Genomic DNA, 15,046 nt, shown 5'->3' with positions numbered 1-15,046 from the left:
GCCCAGAGACGCTAGTCTGTCACCGCACGGTGTCGAAGAACTTCTTCACGTCGTCGACGAACAATTCCGGCTGCTCGAACGCCGCGAAGTGTCCGCCCTTGGGCATCGTCGTGAAGTGGGTGACGTTGTAACCGGTTTCACACCAGCTGCGTGGCGCCCGCAGGATCTCCATGGGAAACGAGGCGATTCCGGTCGGCAGGCTGACGTAGCCGCCTCCGCCGCCCCAGGTGTCGTGGCTTTCCCAGTACAGCCGGGCCGAGGACGCCGCCGATGCGGTGACCCAGTAGAGCATGACGTTGTCGAGCAGCTCGTCCTTGGTCAGCACATTCTCGGGATGGCCGTCGCAGTCCATCCATGACCAGAACTTTTCGACGATCCAGGCGAGCTGTCCGACGGGGGAGTCGACCAGGCCGTAACCGACGGTCTGTGGCCGGGTGGACTGCTGCTTCATGTAGCCCGAGTCCCATTTGCGGTAGTAATCGATGCGGGCCAGAGCCTTCTGCAGGTCCTCGGTCATCTCGCCGATGCCCTCGGCGGGCGGCTGTGCGATCGGCATGTTCACATGAATGCCCACGCACGAGCCGACGTTTCGGCCGATCTGCGTCGTCACCGCGGCGCCCCAGTCGCCACCCTGCGCGCCGTACCGGTCATAGCCCAGGCGCGTCATCAGGGTGTCCCAGGCCTGCGCGATCTTCTCGATTCCCCAGCCGGTGGCGCTCGGCTTGGCGGAGAACCCGTAGCCGGGCAGCGAGGGGCACACCACGTCGAATCCGGCCTCGGTGAGCGGTTCGATCACCTTGTGGAATTCGACGATTGATCCCGGCCAGCCGTGGGTGAGCAGCAGCGGAAAGGCGTCTTCGCGTCGGGATCGCTGGTGGATGAAATGGATGTCCAGGCCGTCGATCTCGGTGGTGAATTGGTCGAACCGGTTGAGGGCGGCCTCCCGCGACCGCCAGTCGTACTCGTTGGCCCAGTAGGCGGCCAGCTCCTTCGTGTACTCCAGCGGAATGCCCTGGGTCCAGTCGTCGACGCACTCGGCCTCGGGCCATCGGGTCCGGGCCAGGCGTGCCTTGAGGTCGTCGAGATCGGCGTCGGGAACGGCGATGCGGAAGGGGTGGATCGAGGTCATGTGGGCCATCCTCCCAGTACGAGGTGGTGTGCGGTGGCGAGCATTACGCTGAAGATTACTGCCACCCGGTGGCCGCTATCTTCAGCGCAAGTGTCTCTGGCGCCCCACGATCAGGGAATGTGGCGCAGCCGCCGGGCCTTGGAGACCGCCTCGTGCCGGTTGCGGGCGCCGAGCTTGGCCGCCGCGCTGCGCAGGTAGCTCTTCACCGTTTCCGGCTTGAGCGAAAGCCGCTGGGCCGCTTCGGCATTGGTGCATCCCAGGGCCACCTGCGCCAGCACGTCGACCTCGCGGGCGGTCAGCGGCGCACTGGCCGGCGGGTCGCCCCGCAACGCAATCGCCAACCGGTCGGCGAGCTCGCGCAACGGCCCGGCCAGGTCCGGAGTGTCAGCGGCCAGCCGGCGTAGGTCGGCGTGCACTTCACGGATCTGCTCGGTGTCGGCCGGTGCGTCGGCGAAGTTGGTCAGCGCGGCCTCACGCATCCGAAGCCGGCGGTCCACCTCGTCGCGTACCCGTAGCTCCTCGCTCAGCCGCTGCGCTGAGGCCACCATCGCGGCCGCGGTCCGTCCGCCGATCGGGGCGCTGGTCCGGTGTGCCCCGTACAGCACGGCCCGGGTCGCGCCGTCGACGATCACCGGCACGGCCAGGATCGAGCGGATGCCCTCGGACAGCACCGGCTCGTCGTAGTCATGGGTGATGGTCGATGCGCGCCGGTAATCGGGCACCGAGATGGGGCGTCTGGACACCACGCTGGCCCCGCCGAGGCCCGCCCTTGGCAGCACGGCGAGCCCGCGCATGGCGCCGGTGCGGGTGCCGAAGAACTCGCTCAACAGCAGGGTGTCCTCGTGGACCTGCCCGCCGAAGGCCAGCGGAAGCCCGGTATCGGTGGCCATCCTGCGCAGCTCGGCACGTACCGCGTCGGCGTCACGGGGTCGCAGCAACCAGGAGCGCATCGTCGGTACACACTTTCGGGGGTAGCGGACGGACAAGTGTGACGTGGAGCATAACTGTCATGGATTCCGCCGCGGGCAACACAGACCGCTACCGCACGGCTCGTGACCAGCTGGTCGCCACCATCGCGGACTACGAAAAGGCTGTCGAGGAGTTCGCCTGGCCATCGATCACCGGCACTTTCAACTGGGCTGTCGACTGGTTCGATGCGATCGCCAGGGGCAACAGCCGCACGGCGCTGTGGATCGTCGAGGAGGACGGCTCCGAACAGCAGGTCACTTTCGCCGAGATGGCACAGCGGTCCGACTGCGTCGCGGCGTGGTTGCGGGGGCTGGGCGTGACCAAGGGCGACCGGGTCTTGCTGATGCTCGGCAACCAGGTCGAGTTGTGGGAGGCCATGTTGGCCATCGCCAAGCTGGGCGCCGTCATCATGCCGACCACCGGGGCGCTGGGGCCGGCGGATCTGTCCGATCGCATCGCGCGCGGTGGTGCCCGGTTCGTCATCGCCAACTCCGCCGACGCGGTGAAGTTCGCCGAGGTGCCGGGTGACTACGTGCGCATCGCGGTCGGCGAGGTGCCCGCGGGTTGGCACCGCTATGCCGACGCGTACGACGTGCCACCGCGGCGATTCGACGCGTGCACCACGGTCGACGACGCGATGCTCATCTACTTCACCTCCGGCACCACCAGCAAGCCGAAATTGGTCGAGCATTCCCAGGTCTCCTACCCGGTCGGGCATCTGACCACGATGGCCTGGATCGGCGTCACACCCGGCGACGTGCACCTGGCGATCAGCTCACCCGGCTGGGCCAAGCATGCCTGGAGCTGTTTCTTCGCGCCGTGGATCGCCGAGGCGACCATCTTCGTCTACAACTACGCGCGCTTCGACGCCGCGGCGTTGCTGGGCCAGTTGCGGCGGGCCGAGGTCAACACGTTCTGTGCCCCACCGACGGTGTGGCGCATGTTGATCCAGGCTGACCTCGGTGAGCGGCCCGAGGGGCTGCGGGAGATCCTGGGCGCCGGTGAACCGCTGAACCCCGATGTGATCGCCCAGGTCGAAAAGGCGTGGGGCCTGACCATCCGCGACGGGTTCGGCCAGACCGAGACCTCGCTGCTGGTCGGCAACACGCCGGGGCAAGCGGTGAAACCCGGCTCGATGGGCCGTCCGATGCCTGGCGTTCCGGTGGTGCTGGTAGATCCGGTCACCGGGGAGCTTGCCGACGAGGGCGAGATCTGCCTGGATCTCAGCAAGCGCCCGCGCAACCTGATGACCGGGTATCTCGGTGACTCGCAACGCAATGAGGCCGTGATGGCCGGCGGTTACTACCACACCGGCGACGTCGCCTGCCGCGACGGCGACGGCTACATCACCTACATCGGCCGCACCGACGACGTGTTCAAATCCAGTGACTACAAGGTGTCGCCGTTCGAGTTGGAGAGCGTGCTGATCGAGCATCCCGCTGTGGTCGAGGCCGCGGTGGTGCCGCAGCCCGACGACACCCGGCTGGCGGTACCCAAGGCCTATGTGGCGCTCGCAGAAGGCTGGGAAGCCAACGCGGACACCGCGAAAGCGGTCATGGCCTACGCCCGTGACCACCTGGCGCCCTACCTCAAAGTGCGCCGGGTCGAGTTCTTCGACCTGCCCAAGACCATCTCGGGCAAGATCCGCCGCGTCGAGTTGCGTAGACGTGAGGACGCGGCTCACCAAGCGGGCGAACCGATTTCCACCGAATACCGATATGAGGACCTTGTGGAATGAGCGCGGCGATGAAGTCCTACGACAGTGGCCCCACCGATGTACCCGTGCTCGAAGAGACCATCGGGGCGAACTTCGAGCGCATGGTGGCGTCCGGGCCGGACGCCGACGCACTGGTCGAGGTGGCGACCGGACGGCACTGGACCTACGCCGAACTCAACGGCGAGGTCGACACGGTGGCCCGGGGACTCATGGCCCTGGGTGTGGGCAAGGGGGACCGGGTCGGTATCTGGGCGCCCAACTGTGCCGAATGGGTGATCCTGCAGCTCGCGACGGCCAAGATCGGCGCGATCCTGGTCAACATCAACCCGGCGTACCGCACCCACGAACTCGCCTATGTACTCAAGCAATCCGGTGTCCGGACCCTGGTCTCGGCCACCGCCTTCAAGTCCTCCGACTATGTGACGATGGTGGCCGAGGTGCAGGCGGACTGTCCGGCACTCGTCGATGTGATTTTCCTCGGCACCCTGGACTGGGACCGTTTGCACACCGAGCAGGTCGGCGAGGACCTTTTGCGGGCGCGGGCGGCCGAATTGTCCAACACCGACCCGATCAACATCCAGTACACTTCCGGCACAACGGGTTTCCCCAAGGGTGCGACACTCAGCCACCGCAATATCCTCAACAACGGGTTCTTCGTCGGTGGGCTGATCCACTTCGACCGTGGTGACCGGGTATGCGTCCCGGTGCCCTTCTACCACTGCTTCGGCATGGTGATGGGCAACCTCGGAGCCCTGACCCACGGTGCGACGATCGTGATCCCGGCGCCAGGATTCGATCCCGGCGACACTTTGGCCGCAGTCGAATCCGAGCGGTGCACCGCGCTGTACGGGGTGCCGACGATGTTCATCGCGATGCTGGGCCACCCCGATTTCGCGCAATTCGACCTGTCCTCGCTGCGGACCGGGATCATGGCGGGCTCGGTGTGCCCGGTCGAGGTGATGAAGCGCGTGGTGGCCGACATGCACATGGCGGAGGTGGCGATCTGTTACGGCATGACCGAGACGTCGCCGGTGTCGTGTCAGACGCTGGTCGACGACGATCTGGAGCGCCGCACCGCCACCATCGGTCGGGCGCACCCGCACATCGAGGTCAAGATCGTGGATCCGGACACCGGCGAGACGGTCGAGCGCGGGCAACCCGGTGAATTCTGTACCCGCGGTTACTCGGTGATGCTGGGCTATTGGGACGACGAGGCGAAGACGCGCGAGGCCATCGACCCCGACGGCTGGATGCACACCGGAGACCTGGCGGTGATGCGCGAGGACGGCTACTGCACCGTGGTGGGCCGGATCAAGGACATGGTGATCCGCGGCGGTGAGAACGTCTATCCACGTGAGATCGAGGAGTTCCTCTACACCCACCCCGATATCGACGATGCCCAGGTGATCGGGGTGCCCGATGCGAAGTACGGCGAGGAGCTCTGCGCGTGGGTGCGGATGAAGCCCGGCCGTGCGCCCGTGGATGCCGAGGCGCTGCGGGCCTTCGCCTCCGGAAAGCTGGCCCACTACAAGATTCCGCGTTACGTGCTTGTCGTGGACGAGTTCCCGATGACCGTCACCGGCAAGATCCGCAAGGTCGACATGCGGAGCGAAACCGTCAAGCTGCTGGGGCTTGATCCCGGATAGCTGACCCCGATAACTCAGCCCCAGCGTTTGATCACGTCGCCCACCGGCTGTTTGGTGGCCAGCGCAGCCATCATCAGCACCCGGGCCTGGCTCGGCCGCAGGTGAGGAACCATCACCGCGCCGGCCTTGACCATGTCGTCACCGGGACCGTATTCGGCGATGACCTCACCGTCGGGGACACGACTCGATATTCCGAACGCCACGCCGGCGGGCGCGTGGCGGCGCACCGCGTCCACCACGCCGTCACCGGCATTGCCGGATCCCAGTGCCTCCACGATGATTCCGCGTGCTCCGCCGGCGACGGCGGCATCGATGGGTCCGGCGCCGTCGCCCGGGTAGGCCGCGACAACGCTGACCCGCGGTGCACCGGCCGCAGGCACGTCACCGATGAACGGGCGCTGCGCGGGGTGGTCCAGCTTGAAGGTGTTGTCGGCGACGGAACCGATCGGTGGTGTGCCGCCGAACGCGTGGAGATCCTGGGTGTTCACCTTGTGGGTGCCCAACGCCTGGAAGACATCGCCGGCGAACATGATCATCACGCCCTGGTCGCGGGCGGCGGGGCTGGACGCCACGGTCAGCGCGTCCCGCAGGTTGGTGGGCCCGTCGGCATCCGGGGCGTCGGAACTGCGCTGTGCCCCGGTCAGCACTATCGGAGCAGGCCCGTTGTAGGTGGCGTCCAGCCACATCGCGGTGTCTTCCATGGTGTCGGTGCCGTGGGTGATGACCACTCCGGAGGCCCCGTCGGCCACCGCCTTCTTGGCTGCCGCGGCGATCACATCCCAATCGGCCGGCGTCAGCTGCGAACTGTCCTTCTTCATCACGTCCACGACCTGAACGTCCAGTCCGGCCGCCAGATCGGCACCGCTGACGGTCGGACGGCGCACGCCGTTGGCGTCGGTGCTCGTGGCGATGGTTCCTCCCGTGGTGATCACCACGACGCGGCCGGCCGCCGACTCGCCCTTGGCGGCGTCGGGGGTTGACGTGGCTTCGGTCGAGTTCGTGTTCGTCGAACATGCGGCCATCAGGGTGATGGCGAAAAAGAAGGTGCCGATCGCCAGTCGCGACCGGGCCGGGCGGGCTGCGAAGTTCGTCATAGGGCCGACGGTACGGCGATACGCGGGCTCGCACCGGGCAATTCGCGGCTCATCCAGGTTCCGGCGGCGCTGAGCCCTCATTGCTGAGAAGATAGGGGCCATGTCGGCCGCGCATGCCTGCAGTGTTCTCGGGCGACGGACGTGTGCGCTGGTGGCCGCGAGCTCGGCGGCGTTGCACGTGGTGATGCTGGGCGGGACCGCCAATCCGGTGGCCGCCGCGGTGCTCGCAGCGATGATCGTGGGTTGTCTGTATTGCGCGGCTCATCTGTGGCGTAGCGGCACCCCAGGAGTCTGGTGCACCATCGCGTTGATGAGCCTGGCGATGATCGCGCTGCACACCCCGATGCCGGCGCATCGCCACGGGGCGGCGGCCCTCGCCCCGGCGGCAACCTCGGCGTTGATGACGACGGCGACGCTGCTGGCATTGATCGAGGTGCTCATCGCCGCGGCGGTGCTCACCGTCCGCACCCGGCACCGCTCGGTGGTCACCCCGTCGGTGGGATGAACTGGCTCAGGATGAGCCGGGCGCCTTGCGGGTCCTGGATCAGGGCGTCGTTCGACCACTCGTTTTCGGAGCTGGAAATGACTGCCGCGCCGAGCTTTTCGGCCAGCGCCGCGGATTCGTCGCGGTTGGCCACAGCGAATGTCACCTCCCAGTGCTCGGGTAGCTGCTCGTCGTGCAGCTGCGCGGTCCAGCCCACTGCGTCGGAGAATCCGGGCGGAGTACCCGCTGCGGTGTGACGTTCCTTGATGCCGGGATCGACGGTGTCGGCGAGGTGGTCGGCGTATCCCGGACGGCGGATCATGGTGGCGAAGCCGGCGTTGTCGAACTCCCAGCCGAAGAGTGGCCCGTAGAAGGCTGCGGCAGCCTGCGGATCGGTCGTCTGCAGGTTGCTGAAATTCCAGGTGCCGGGAACGTTGACCAGCTGTGCACCGAGGCGTCGCCGCGGCTGCCACAGTTTGAAATGCGCGCCGCGGGGATCGACACAACCGGCCTGGCGCCCACCCGGTCCCGCGTCGACGGGACCGCTCGTCACGGTCCCGCCGGCGGCCGTCACCGCGGTGGCCGTGGCGTCGGCGTCGGCCACCGCGATGTAGGTGTTCCAGGCGATTTCGTCGCCGCTCTGTGCGGACGCGATCGCGGCCACGTCGCGACCGTCCAGCGTGGCGATCGAATACGACTCCTCGGCGTCGTCGGGCAGCACATTCTCGAATGTCCAGCCGAAGAGCCGACCGTAGAAGTCCTGAGCGGCAGCCACGTCCTGCTGGTCGGTGTCCACCCAGCAGGGGACACCTGGTGGATACGTCCTCGACTCGGTCATGCGTCCATCGTCGCATCCGTCGTGCCGGACGCGACCCGGTTCAGCTGCTCACCAAACGAGCCTGGTTGCATGTGGTTACCGGCCGGTCAGCGAGCCGCCACCCAGCGACGCGGTCAGGACCGCCACCGGGGTGTTGCTCATCCGCAGGTTGTGTCGCTCCTGCGGGGTCAGGGACGCCCGCGTGTGAATCCACGCGATGGGGGCCCTGACCATGGCGTGAGCACGGTGAAGAAAAGTGTTGCGCAGCATGGGATCAACTCCTGATGTATCGGAGCTCTCCGCGTCGACATGGTGCGGCAGTCGGCCACCACGGGTGTCCGGGTGGTGGACCTAGCCGGTCATCGGCAGCGGAAAGATGTTTACGGACAGACGTTTTCGAATAGGACTGGGGTACGGGTCGTCGCTCGATGTCATGTCGTCGTCACCTCCTCGCTGTCGGGCGCACGCAGCGCCGCTGATCTTGATGTGCGGGCGCGTCATCATCAGGTGAAAACACGCTGAAGAGGAAGTCGAGAACCGGGCCACGCGGGCCGGTCGCGCGCTTCCTCTTCAGAGCTTTGGCACTACACGACGTGTCCCACCAGGGTGGGAAGCCACTTCGGGTCATCCCTTAGGCCGGGAAGACCTGTCCTAATCCTGGGCGTCTCTCGACGTCGTCGGATCAGTGGCCTGTGTTCGAGTAGGAGCCTCACCTAACGAAGCGCGGGTTTCATTAGAAACCCTACACCGCGAAATTGTCAACACGCTTTTCTGTCGGGCCACTTATCCAAATAGGTTGTGTCAGTTCGGCAATGGCGTGTCGAGTCTGAGGCATGACCGCCCTCACCGGGAGCCTCCAAACGATTCCGCAGGGCTCACCCAAGAATTGGCAGGCAATCCGGGTTTGCGGTTGCCTGTGCGCACCCGCCGGATGTGTTGTGATGTGCCTATGCCTGAGCAAAGTCTCGAGCCTGACATCGGCGAGGACGAGCAAAAGCCACCGGCAATCACCGCACGTGCCATCGCCATGCGCGGCCCATGGGGGCCGGTGTACGGGCCCGTCGACCTCGACATCGAGGCTGGCGGCGTCACGGTGCTGGTCGCCCCGGCGGGTACCGGTCGCACCGCGCTGCTGATGACACTGGCCGGACGAATGAAAACCGCCGACGGCCGGCTCACCGTCTTCGGGCACACCCGGGCCTCCGACATCTTCCGGTGCGCGGCGCTGGCCGGTATCGACGAGCTGGACACGGTGTCTGAGTCGGTGACGGTCCGCGACCTGGTGACCGAGCAGCTCCGCTGGGACGCACCCTGGTACACGCTGGTGGGCCGGGCAGACGACGATGCGCTGGCCGCCATGTGCGCGCCGGTGTTCGGTGATCTGCCGCTGCCTTCGCTGACGTCGTACTTCGACGGACTCACCGAGCTCGATCAGATCCTGCTGCGGATCTCGCTGGCCAATACCGGGAGCCCGCCGTTGCTCGTGGTCGGCAACCTCGACCACCTCACCGATGACCGCAACCGCGACATCCTGCTGGGGCGCCTGATCGCGCTGGGAGAGAACCAGACCGTGATCACAGCGACCGTCAACGGGGTTCCCCGGCACCTGGCTTCGGCCATGCGCGCTCAACTCACAGTGCCCAATACGACGCCCAATACGACGCCCAACACCACGCCGGCCGAGCCGGCGGGATCGCAGAAAGGTGGCGAGTAACCGTGCTGGCCGGAATGTCGTTGGGCACCGATCTCAAACGTTTCTCGCGCGGCACGATGCCGCGGATAGCGCTCGTGACGGTCATCTTGCTGCCGCTGTTGTACGGCGCGATGTACCTGTGGGCGTTCTGGAATCCGTTCGGCGAGGTGAACAAGGTTCCCGTGGCGCTGGTCAACGAGGATCAGGGCACCGTGGCGGAGGGTCAGCAGATCAAGGCCGGGAACGAGGTGGCCGACGCGTTGGTGGATTCGGGTCAGCTTCAGCTGCACCGGGTTTCGGCTGCCGAAGCCGCCGAGGGCGTCTCCAGCGGGAAGTACTACTTCTCCATCACGCTGCCGCAGGATTTCAGTACCAGCATTTCGTCACCGTCGGGTGGTTCGCCGCACCAGGCCAACGTGCGCTTCACCTTCAACGACGCCAACAACTACCTGGGGTCGATCATAGGCCAGAACGCGGCGCGTGAGGTGATCAATCAGATCAACGCGAAGATCGGTGAACGCACGCTCGGCACCGTGCTGACCGGGTTGACCGATGCCGGCACCGGGTTGGTCAAGGCGGCCGACGGAGCGCAGCAGCTGGCCACCGGAAGTGCGGCGGCCAACGACGGTGCGCACCGGTTGTCCGCGGGGGCCGACGCCCTGACCGCGGGGCTGGTCACCGCGCGCGACGGATCTGCGCAGTTGGCCGCGGGTACCAGGCAACTGTCCACCGCGGTCGATACCGCTACCGATCCGCTGCTGACGGTGCTGGATCGGGTCAGCGGACTCGGTCTGGATCCCAACGAGGTCGGCATGGCCGCGCAGCGGTTGTCGGGTGCGGTGCGCTCGACCACGGACCGGATCGCGGCGCTGAATATCGACCAGGCTCAGGCCGCGGCCATTGTCGACCAGGCGGTCGGCATGCTGCGCAACAGCCCCGACCCCACGGTGCGCGACACCGGGGAGTTCCTGGCCGGCGCCCAGCGCCTGCTGGTCTCCCGCGGTCTCGACCCCACCACCGACGAGGGTCTGATCCGCTTGCGTGACAATGCCACCCAGCTGGAGAACGAACTCGGTGATCCGAACAGCAAGCTGCGGGTGTTCATCAACAAGGCACTCACCGGCGGATTGCGCTCCGACGTCGTCAAACTGCGCGACGGCGCGCACCAGCTGAACAGCGGCGCCAAGCAGCTCAACAGCGGTCTGGTGCAGCTGGCCAACGGTGGCCACCAATTGTCCAGTGGTGCAGGCGAACTCGCCGCCGGTACGGAAAAGCTTCAGGCCGGCAATCAGCAGCTGGCCACGGCGCTCAAGGAGGGCTCGACCCAGGTCCCGTCCTGGACGCCGCAACAGCGCACCGACGTGGCCCGGACCCTGGCGGCACCGGTGGCATTGGACATCCAGACCCATAATCCGGCCGCCACGTTCGGCACCGGTTTCGCGCCGTTCTTCCTGCCGCTCGCCTTGTTCATCGGTGCACTCATCATCTGGATGTTGTTGAAGCCGTTGCAGTCCCGTCCGGTGGTCAACGGGCTGGGCGCGCTGCGCGTGGTGCTGGCGTCCTACTGGCCCGCTCTGCTGATCGTGTTCTGCCAGGTCGTGGTCATGTACGTGGTGGTGCATTTCGGGGTGGGCCTGCAGGCGAAATACCCGCTGGCCACCGTGGCGTTCCTGTTTTTGGTCGCGGGCACGTTCCTGGCCCTGATCCAGGCATTCAACGCGCTGTTCGGGGTGTCGGTCGGCCGGGTGGTGACGCTGGCCTTCCTGATGCTGCAACTGGTTTCGGCCGGCGGCATCTATCCGGTGGAGACCACGGCCAAACCGTTCCAGATCCTGCACCCGGTCGATCCGATGACGTACGCCGTCAACGGTCTTCGTCAGTTGATCGTGGGCGGGATCGATTCGCGGTTGTGGATCGCGATCGCGGTGCTGGTCGGCGTGCTGGCGGCCTCGCTGGCCGGCAGTTCGTGGGCGGCGCGCAGGGACCGGCAGTACACGATGGACCGGCTGAACCCGCCCATCGAGGTCTGAGCGCGGGCAGTCTCCGCGCCCAGATCGACGCTATGGTCGTGAATCCGCGATTCCGACGACCATAGCGTCGATCTCGGCGATTCTGGGCCCGCGCGGCCCGGGCGGCCCGGGAGTCAGAGCCCGATGCGCCGGTAGCGCTCCAGCCGGGTCTGCAACCGCTGCTCGCCGGGCACCACACGAAGCGAAGACAGCTCGCCGGCGATGGCAGCCGACAACCGCTCGGTGAAGGCCCGTGGTTCGTCGGCGGCATCGGGATGTTCAGGCACGATCGCGTCGGCGATGCCGTTGCGTAACAGGTCGACAGAGCGAACCCCTTGCGCGGCAGCCAGTTCCGGGGCGTGCGCGGTGTCGCGGTACACGATGGCGCTGGCTCCCTCGGGCGGCAGTGGGGCCAGCCAGCCGTTCGCGGCGGCCAGTACCCGGTCGGCGGGAACCATCGCCAGGGCGGGCCCGCCGCTGCCCTGCCCCATCAGCACCGACACCGTGGGTGTGTTCAACGTGACCAGTTCGGCCAGACAGCGGGCGATCTCACCGGCCAGCCCGCCCTGCTCGGCCTCGATCGACAGGGCCGGGCCGGGGGTGTCGATCACGAGTACCAGCGGCAGCTGCAGTCCGGCCGCCAAGGCCATGCCGCGGCGCGCCTCGCGCAGGGCGGCGGGCCCGACGAGTCCGCCCTCGCTGCGGCGTTGGCCCACGACCACCGCGGGTTGTCCGCCGAAACGGGCCAGCGCCAGCAGCATCGTCGCGGCCTCGCCGCGTTCGGTACCGGACAGCAGTACCCGGTCGGTAGCGCCGTGGCGCAGCAGATAACCGATGCCGGGCCGGTCCGGCCGCCGTGAGGCCAGCACCGAGTCCCAGGCCGGCACGTCGGGCAGCGGCTCACGGGACGCGGCGGCGGGCGGCGGGACAGGAGGGTCCAAGATCACCCGCAGGGTGCGGTCCAGAGTGTCGCGCAGCAGCGCGAGCGGCACCACGCCGTCGATCACGCCGTGAGCGTGCAGATTCTCGGCGGTCTGCACCCCGGGTGGGAACGGTTCGCCGTACAGGTGCTCGTACACCCGCGGCCCGAGGAAGCCGATCAGCGCGCCGGGTTCGGCGGCGGTGACGTGCCCGAGCGAACCCCAGGAGGCGAAGACCCCGCCGGTGGTGGGGTGGCGCAGGTACACCAGGTACGGCAGGTGGGCTTGTTTGTGCAGTTCGACGGCCGCGGCGATCTTGACCATCTGCAGGAACGCGACAGTGCCTTCCTGCATGCGGGTCCCGCCCGAACTCGGCGAGGCCAGCAGCGGCAGCCTCTCGGCTGTGGCGCGTGTCACCGCGGCGGTGATCCGCTCGGCGGCGGCCACCCCGATCGAACCGGCCAGGAAGTCGAACTCGCAGACCACCACGGCCACGCGGCGGCCGAAGATGGTGCCCTCCCCGGTCAGCACCGATTCGTCGAGCCCGGTCTTCGATGTGGCCTCGGCCAGTTCCCGCTGGTAGTCCTGCGAACGGGCGACCTCCAGAGGCGGCGCATCCCAGCTGATGAACGATCCCTCGTCGAGTACTGCATCACGAAGCGCTCGGGCGCCGATCCGACTCACGGCTTTGAGCGTATATAGGCTGACCACATGATTGGTGTCACCAGAGACGGCAATGTCCTGACCCTGGAATTGCAACGCGAAGAGCGGCGCAACGCGCTGAACTGCGAGCTTGTCGACAGCTTGCGGGAAGCGGTGGAGAGTGCCGCGACCGAGGATGTCCGGGCCATCGTGCTGACCGGCGCTGGTCCGGTGTTCAGTTCCGGAGCTGACCTCACCGATGCCGCCGGCATGGCCGAGAAGCTTCCCGACAAGGCCCTGGCGCTGAACCTGGCGATCGATGCGACTCCGGTTCCGGTCATCGGAGCGATCAACGGTCCGGCGATCGGTGCCGGCGTGATCCTGTCCATGATCTGCGATCTGCGGGTCGTCGCCCCGAACGCCTATTTCCAGTTCCCGGTCGCGAAATACGGCTTGGCCTTGGACAACTGGAGCATCCGCCGGCTGACGTCGCTGGTCGGCTACGGCCGGGCGCGCGGCATGCTGCTCGGTGCCGAGAGGCTGTCCGCCGAAACCGCGCTGCAGACCGGGATGGCCAACCGCATCGGCACCCTGGCCGACGCCCAGAAGTGGGCGGCCGAGCTGGCCGGATTCGCTCCGCTGGCGCTGCAGCACGCCAAGCGCGTACTCAACGACGACGGTGCCTACGAGGAGTCCTGGCCGGCCCACAAGGAGCTGTTCGACAAGGCGTGGGCGTCCAAGGACGTCATCGAGGCGCAGGTGGCGCGGATCGAGAAGCGGCCGCCCAACTTCATCGGGGCCTGACATGCTGCGCACTGCACTGCGGTTGGGCACCAGGGCGGCTTCACTGCTGGCCGGCGGGTGGTTGGTGCGTGCGCTGAACGGCTCCTACGCCTCCGTGGGAGCCCTGCCTCGCGATATCCGGCCGGCGGCGCAGCGGTCCACGCAGTACGCCGACGGTGTGTTCGTCAACATCGAGCCGGCCTCGCCCGGCGTCAGCATGAGCCGCGAAGAGTGGCGCATGCTGATCTCGGAGATGTTGAGCTCGCGCTCGGCCAGCAGGCCGGGCGGGCCGATCCCGCTGGCCGAACCGGTCGACGGGGACGCCGCGGCGTGTGCGGTGTCCTGGTACGGGCATTCCACCGCGCTGATCGAGATCGACGGTTTCCGCGTGCTGACCGATCCGGTCTGGAGCCGTCGGTGTTCGCCGTCGCGGGTGGTGGGTCCCGAGCGGCTGCACGAACCGCCGCTGCCGCTGGAGGCGTTGCCTGCCGTCGACGCCGTGCTGATCAGCCACGATCACTACGACCACCTCGACATCGAGACCGTGCTGGGGCTCGCCCGCACGCAACGGGCGCCCTTCGTGGTGCCGTTGGGCATCGGCGCGCATCTGCGCAAGTGGCGGATACCCGAGGACCGGATCGTCGAGCTGGACTGGAACGAGGGCCACCGGATCGGCGAGCTGACCCTGGTGTGCACGCCGGCCAGGCATTTCTCGGGGCGGCTGTTCAAGCGCAACACCACGCTGTGGGCGTCGTGGGCCGTGATCGGGCCGCAGCACCGGGCGTTCTTCGGCGGGGATACCGGTTACACCAAGAGCTTTTCCGAAATCGGTTCGGAACACGGGCCTTTCGATCTGACGCTGCTGCCGGTCGGGGCGTATCACCCGAGTTGGCCCGACATCCACATGAACCCCGAGGAGGCGGTGCGCGCACATCTGGACGTCACCGATTCGGGCTTGCTGGTGCCGGTCCACTGGGCGACGTTCCGGTTGGCCCCGCACCCGTGGGCCGAGCCGGTGCGGCGGTTGCTGTCGGCGGCGGACCCGGCCGGTGTGCAGATCGCGGTGCCGCGTCCCGGGCAACGGGTTGATGCCGATTCCGCGGCGCTCGATCCGTGGTGGGAGTTCTGAGGGCCCTCGGATGG

General features: G+C 67.4%; 13 protein-coding genes and 1 riboswitch. Of the genes, 7 read left to right on the top strand and 6 right to left on the bottom strand.

Annotation, left to right across the window (positions count from 1 at the left end; all coding sequences use genetic code 11):
* Window positions 1-19 precede the first annotated feature (19 nt).
* On the bottom strand, window positions 20-1,129 hold the full coding sequence (locus tag H977_RS0124065) for an epoxide hydrolase family protein (RefSeq protein WP_029110261.1): 1,110 nt from the start codon (window positions 1,127-1,129) through the stop codon (window positions 20-22).
* 110 nt (window positions 1,130-1,239) lie between these two features.
* Window positions 1,240-2,079, bottom strand: coding sequence for a helix-turn-helix transcriptional regulator (locus tag H977_RS0124060; protein ID WP_029110260.1), 840 nt, complete (start codon window positions 2,077-2,079; stop codon window positions 1,240-1,242).
* Window positions 2,080-2,138: 59 nt separating this feature from the next.
* Here H977_RS0124060 and H977_RS0124055 point away from each other — a divergent pair, with 59 nt between their 5' ends.
* Both H977_RS0124055 and H977_RS0124050 read left to right on the top strand, forming a co-directional pair.
* Entirely contained in the window at window positions 2,139-3,836 is a 1,698-nt protein-coding gene (locus H977_RS0124055; RefSeq protein WP_029110259.1) for an AMP-binding protein, read from the top strand.
* 8 nt (window positions 3,837-3,844) lie between these two features.
* The gene (locus H977_RS0124050; protein WP_029110258.1) at window positions 3,845-5,461 is read left to right on the top strand and encodes an AMP-binding protein; all 1,617 of its coding nucleotides are present in this window, start codon (window positions 3,845-3,847) and stop codon (window positions 5,459-5,461) included.
* A gap of 14 nt (window positions 5,462-5,475) precedes the next feature.
* On the opposite strand, the gene H977_RS0124045 is transcribed toward H977_RS0124050, so the two are convergent.
* Complete coding sequence (locus tag H977_RS0124045; RefSeq protein WP_081681826.1) at window positions 5,476-6,555, bottom strand: asparaginase; 1,080 nt, start codon at window positions 6,553-6,555, stop codon at window positions 5,476-5,478.
* Window positions 6,556-6,655: 100 nt separating this feature from the next.
* On the opposite strand from H977_RS0124045, the gene H977_RS0124040 reads away from it, so the two are divergent.
* Window positions 6,656-7,060, top strand: coding sequence for a hypothetical protein (locus H977_RS0124040; protein WP_029110256.1), 405 nt, complete (start codon window positions 6,656-6,658; stop codon window positions 7,058-7,060).
* Here H977_RS0124040 and H977_RS0124035 read toward each other — a convergent pair.
* Both H977_RS0124035 and H977_RS35410 read right to left on the bottom strand, forming a co-directional pair.
* A complete protein-coding gene (locus H977_RS0124035) occupies window positions 7,041-7,877 on the bottom strand; it encodes a VOC family protein (RefSeq protein ID WP_029110255.1) in 837 nt (278 codons plus the stop codon). The two genes, H977_RS0124040 and H977_RS0124035, sit on opposite strands and share 20 nt — an antisense overlap.
* 75 nt (window positions 7,878-7,952) lie before the next feature.
* Window positions 7,953-8,090, bottom strand: coding sequence for a hypothetical protein (locus tag H977_RS35410; RefSeq protein WP_196808311.1), 138 nt, complete (start codon window positions 8,088-8,090; stop codon window positions 7,953-7,955).
* A gap of 322 nt (window positions 8,091-8,412) precedes the next feature.
* Window positions 8,413-8,584: riboswitch (M-box (ykoK) riboswitch) on the bottom strand.
* A gap of 221 nt (window positions 8,585-8,805) precedes the next feature.
* Between H977_RS35410 and H977_RS0124025 the strand changes: the two genes are divergently transcribed.
* Window positions 8,806-9,570 (top strand): hypothetical protein, encoded by a 765-nt coding sequence (locus H977_RS0124025; RefSeq protein ID WP_029110254.1) that lies wholly within the window; start codon window positions 8,806-8,808, stop codon window positions 9,568-9,570.
* A gap of 14 nt (window positions 9,571-9,584) precedes the next feature.
* Window positions 9,585-11,579: a YhgE/Pip domain-containing protein gene (locus H977_RS0124020; RefSeq protein ID WP_029110253.1), complete on the top strand. Its 1,995-nt coding sequence runs from the start codon at window positions 9,585-9,587 to the stop codon at window positions 11,577-11,579.
* Window positions 11,580-11,692: 113 nt separating this feature from the next.
* On the opposite strand, the gene H977_RS0124015 is transcribed toward H977_RS0124020, so the two are convergent.
* Entirely contained in the window at window positions 11,693-13,162 is a 1,470-nt protein-coding gene (locus H977_RS0124015; protein ID WP_029110252.1) for a carboxyl transferase domain-containing protein, read from the bottom strand.
* A gap of 27 nt (window positions 13,163-13,189) precedes the next feature.
* Here H977_RS0124015 and H977_RS0124010 point away from each other — a divergent pair, with 27 nt between their 5' ends.
* Both H977_RS0124010 and H977_RS0124005 read left to right on the top strand, forming a co-directional pair.
* Window positions 13,190-13,924, top strand: coding sequence for an enoyl-CoA hydratase (locus tag H977_RS0124010; RefSeq protein WP_029110251.1), 735 nt, complete (start codon window positions 13,190-13,192; stop codon window positions 13,922-13,924).
* A 1-nt stretch (window position 13,925) separates the two neighbouring features.
* The gene (locus tag H977_RS0124005; protein WP_029110250.1) at window positions 13,926-15,032 is read left to right on the top strand and encodes an MBL fold metallo-hydrolase; all 1,107 of its coding nucleotides are present in this window, start codon (window positions 13,926-13,928) and stop codon (window positions 15,030-15,032) included.
* Window positions 15,033-15,046: the final 14 nt, after the last annotated feature.

Origin of the sequence: Mycobacterium sp. URHD0025, from assembly GCF_000426065.1 — a bacterium.
Lineage (GTDB): Bacteria > Actinomycetota > Actinomycetes > Mycobacteriales > Mycobacteriaceae > Mycobacterium.
The sequence above is the reverse complement of the archived record's forward strand: the minus strand, read 5'-3'. Positions and strand labels throughout refer to the sequence as shown.

What these genes read in the sequence shown, in the direction of transcription:
- H977_RS0124065 (WP_029110261.1), bottom strand. Translation starts at nt 1,129, where the DNA reads ATGACCTCGATCCACCCCTTCCGCATCGCCGTTCCCGACGCCGATCTC.
- H977_RS0124060 (WP_029110260.1), bottom strand. Translation starts at nt 2,079, where the DNA reads ATGCGCTCCTGGTTGCTGCGACCCCGTGACGCCGACGCGGTACGTGCC.
- H977_RS0124055 (WP_029110259.1), top strand. Translation starts at nt 2,139, where the DNA reads ATGGATTCCGCCGCGGGCAACACAGACCGCTACCGCACGGCTCGTGAC.
- H977_RS0124050 (WP_029110258.1), top strand. Translation starts at nt 3,845, where the DNA reads ATGAAGTCCTACGACAGTGGCCCCACCGATGTACCCGTGCTCGAAGAG.
- H977_RS0124045 (WP_081681826.1), bottom strand. Translation starts at nt 6,555, where the DNA reads ATGACGAACTTCGCAGCCCGCCCGGCCCGGTCGCGACTGGCGATCGGC.
- H977_RS0124040 (WP_029110256.1), top strand. Translation starts at nt 6,656, where the DNA reads ATGTCGGCCGCGCATGCCTGCAGTGTTCTCGGGCGACGGACGTGTGCG.
- H977_RS0124035 (WP_029110255.1), bottom strand. Translation starts at nt 7,877, where the DNA reads ATGACCGAGTCGAGGACGTATCCACCAGGTGTCCCCTGCTGGGTGGAC.
- H977_RS35410 (WP_196808311.1), bottom strand. Translation starts at nt 8,090, where the DNA reads ATGGTCAGGGCCCCCATCGCGTGGATTCACACGCGGGCGTCCCTGACC.
- H977_RS0124025 (WP_029110254.1), top strand. Translation starts at nt 8,806, where the DNA reads ATGCCTGAGCAAAGTCTCGAGCCTGACATCGGCGAGGACGAGCAAAAG.
- H977_RS0124020 (WP_029110253.1), top strand. Translation starts at nt 9,585, where the DNA reads ATGTCGTTGGGCACCGATCTCAAACGTTTCTCGCGCGGCACGATGCCG.
- H977_RS0124010 (WP_029110251.1), top strand. Translation starts at nt 13,190, where the DNA reads ATGATTGGTGTCACCAGAGACGGCAATGTCCTGACCCTGGAATTGCAA.
- H977_RS0124005 (WP_029110250.1), top strand. Translation starts at nt 13,926, where the DNA reads ATGCTGCGCACTGCACTGCGGTTGGGCACCAGGGCGGCTTCACTGCTG.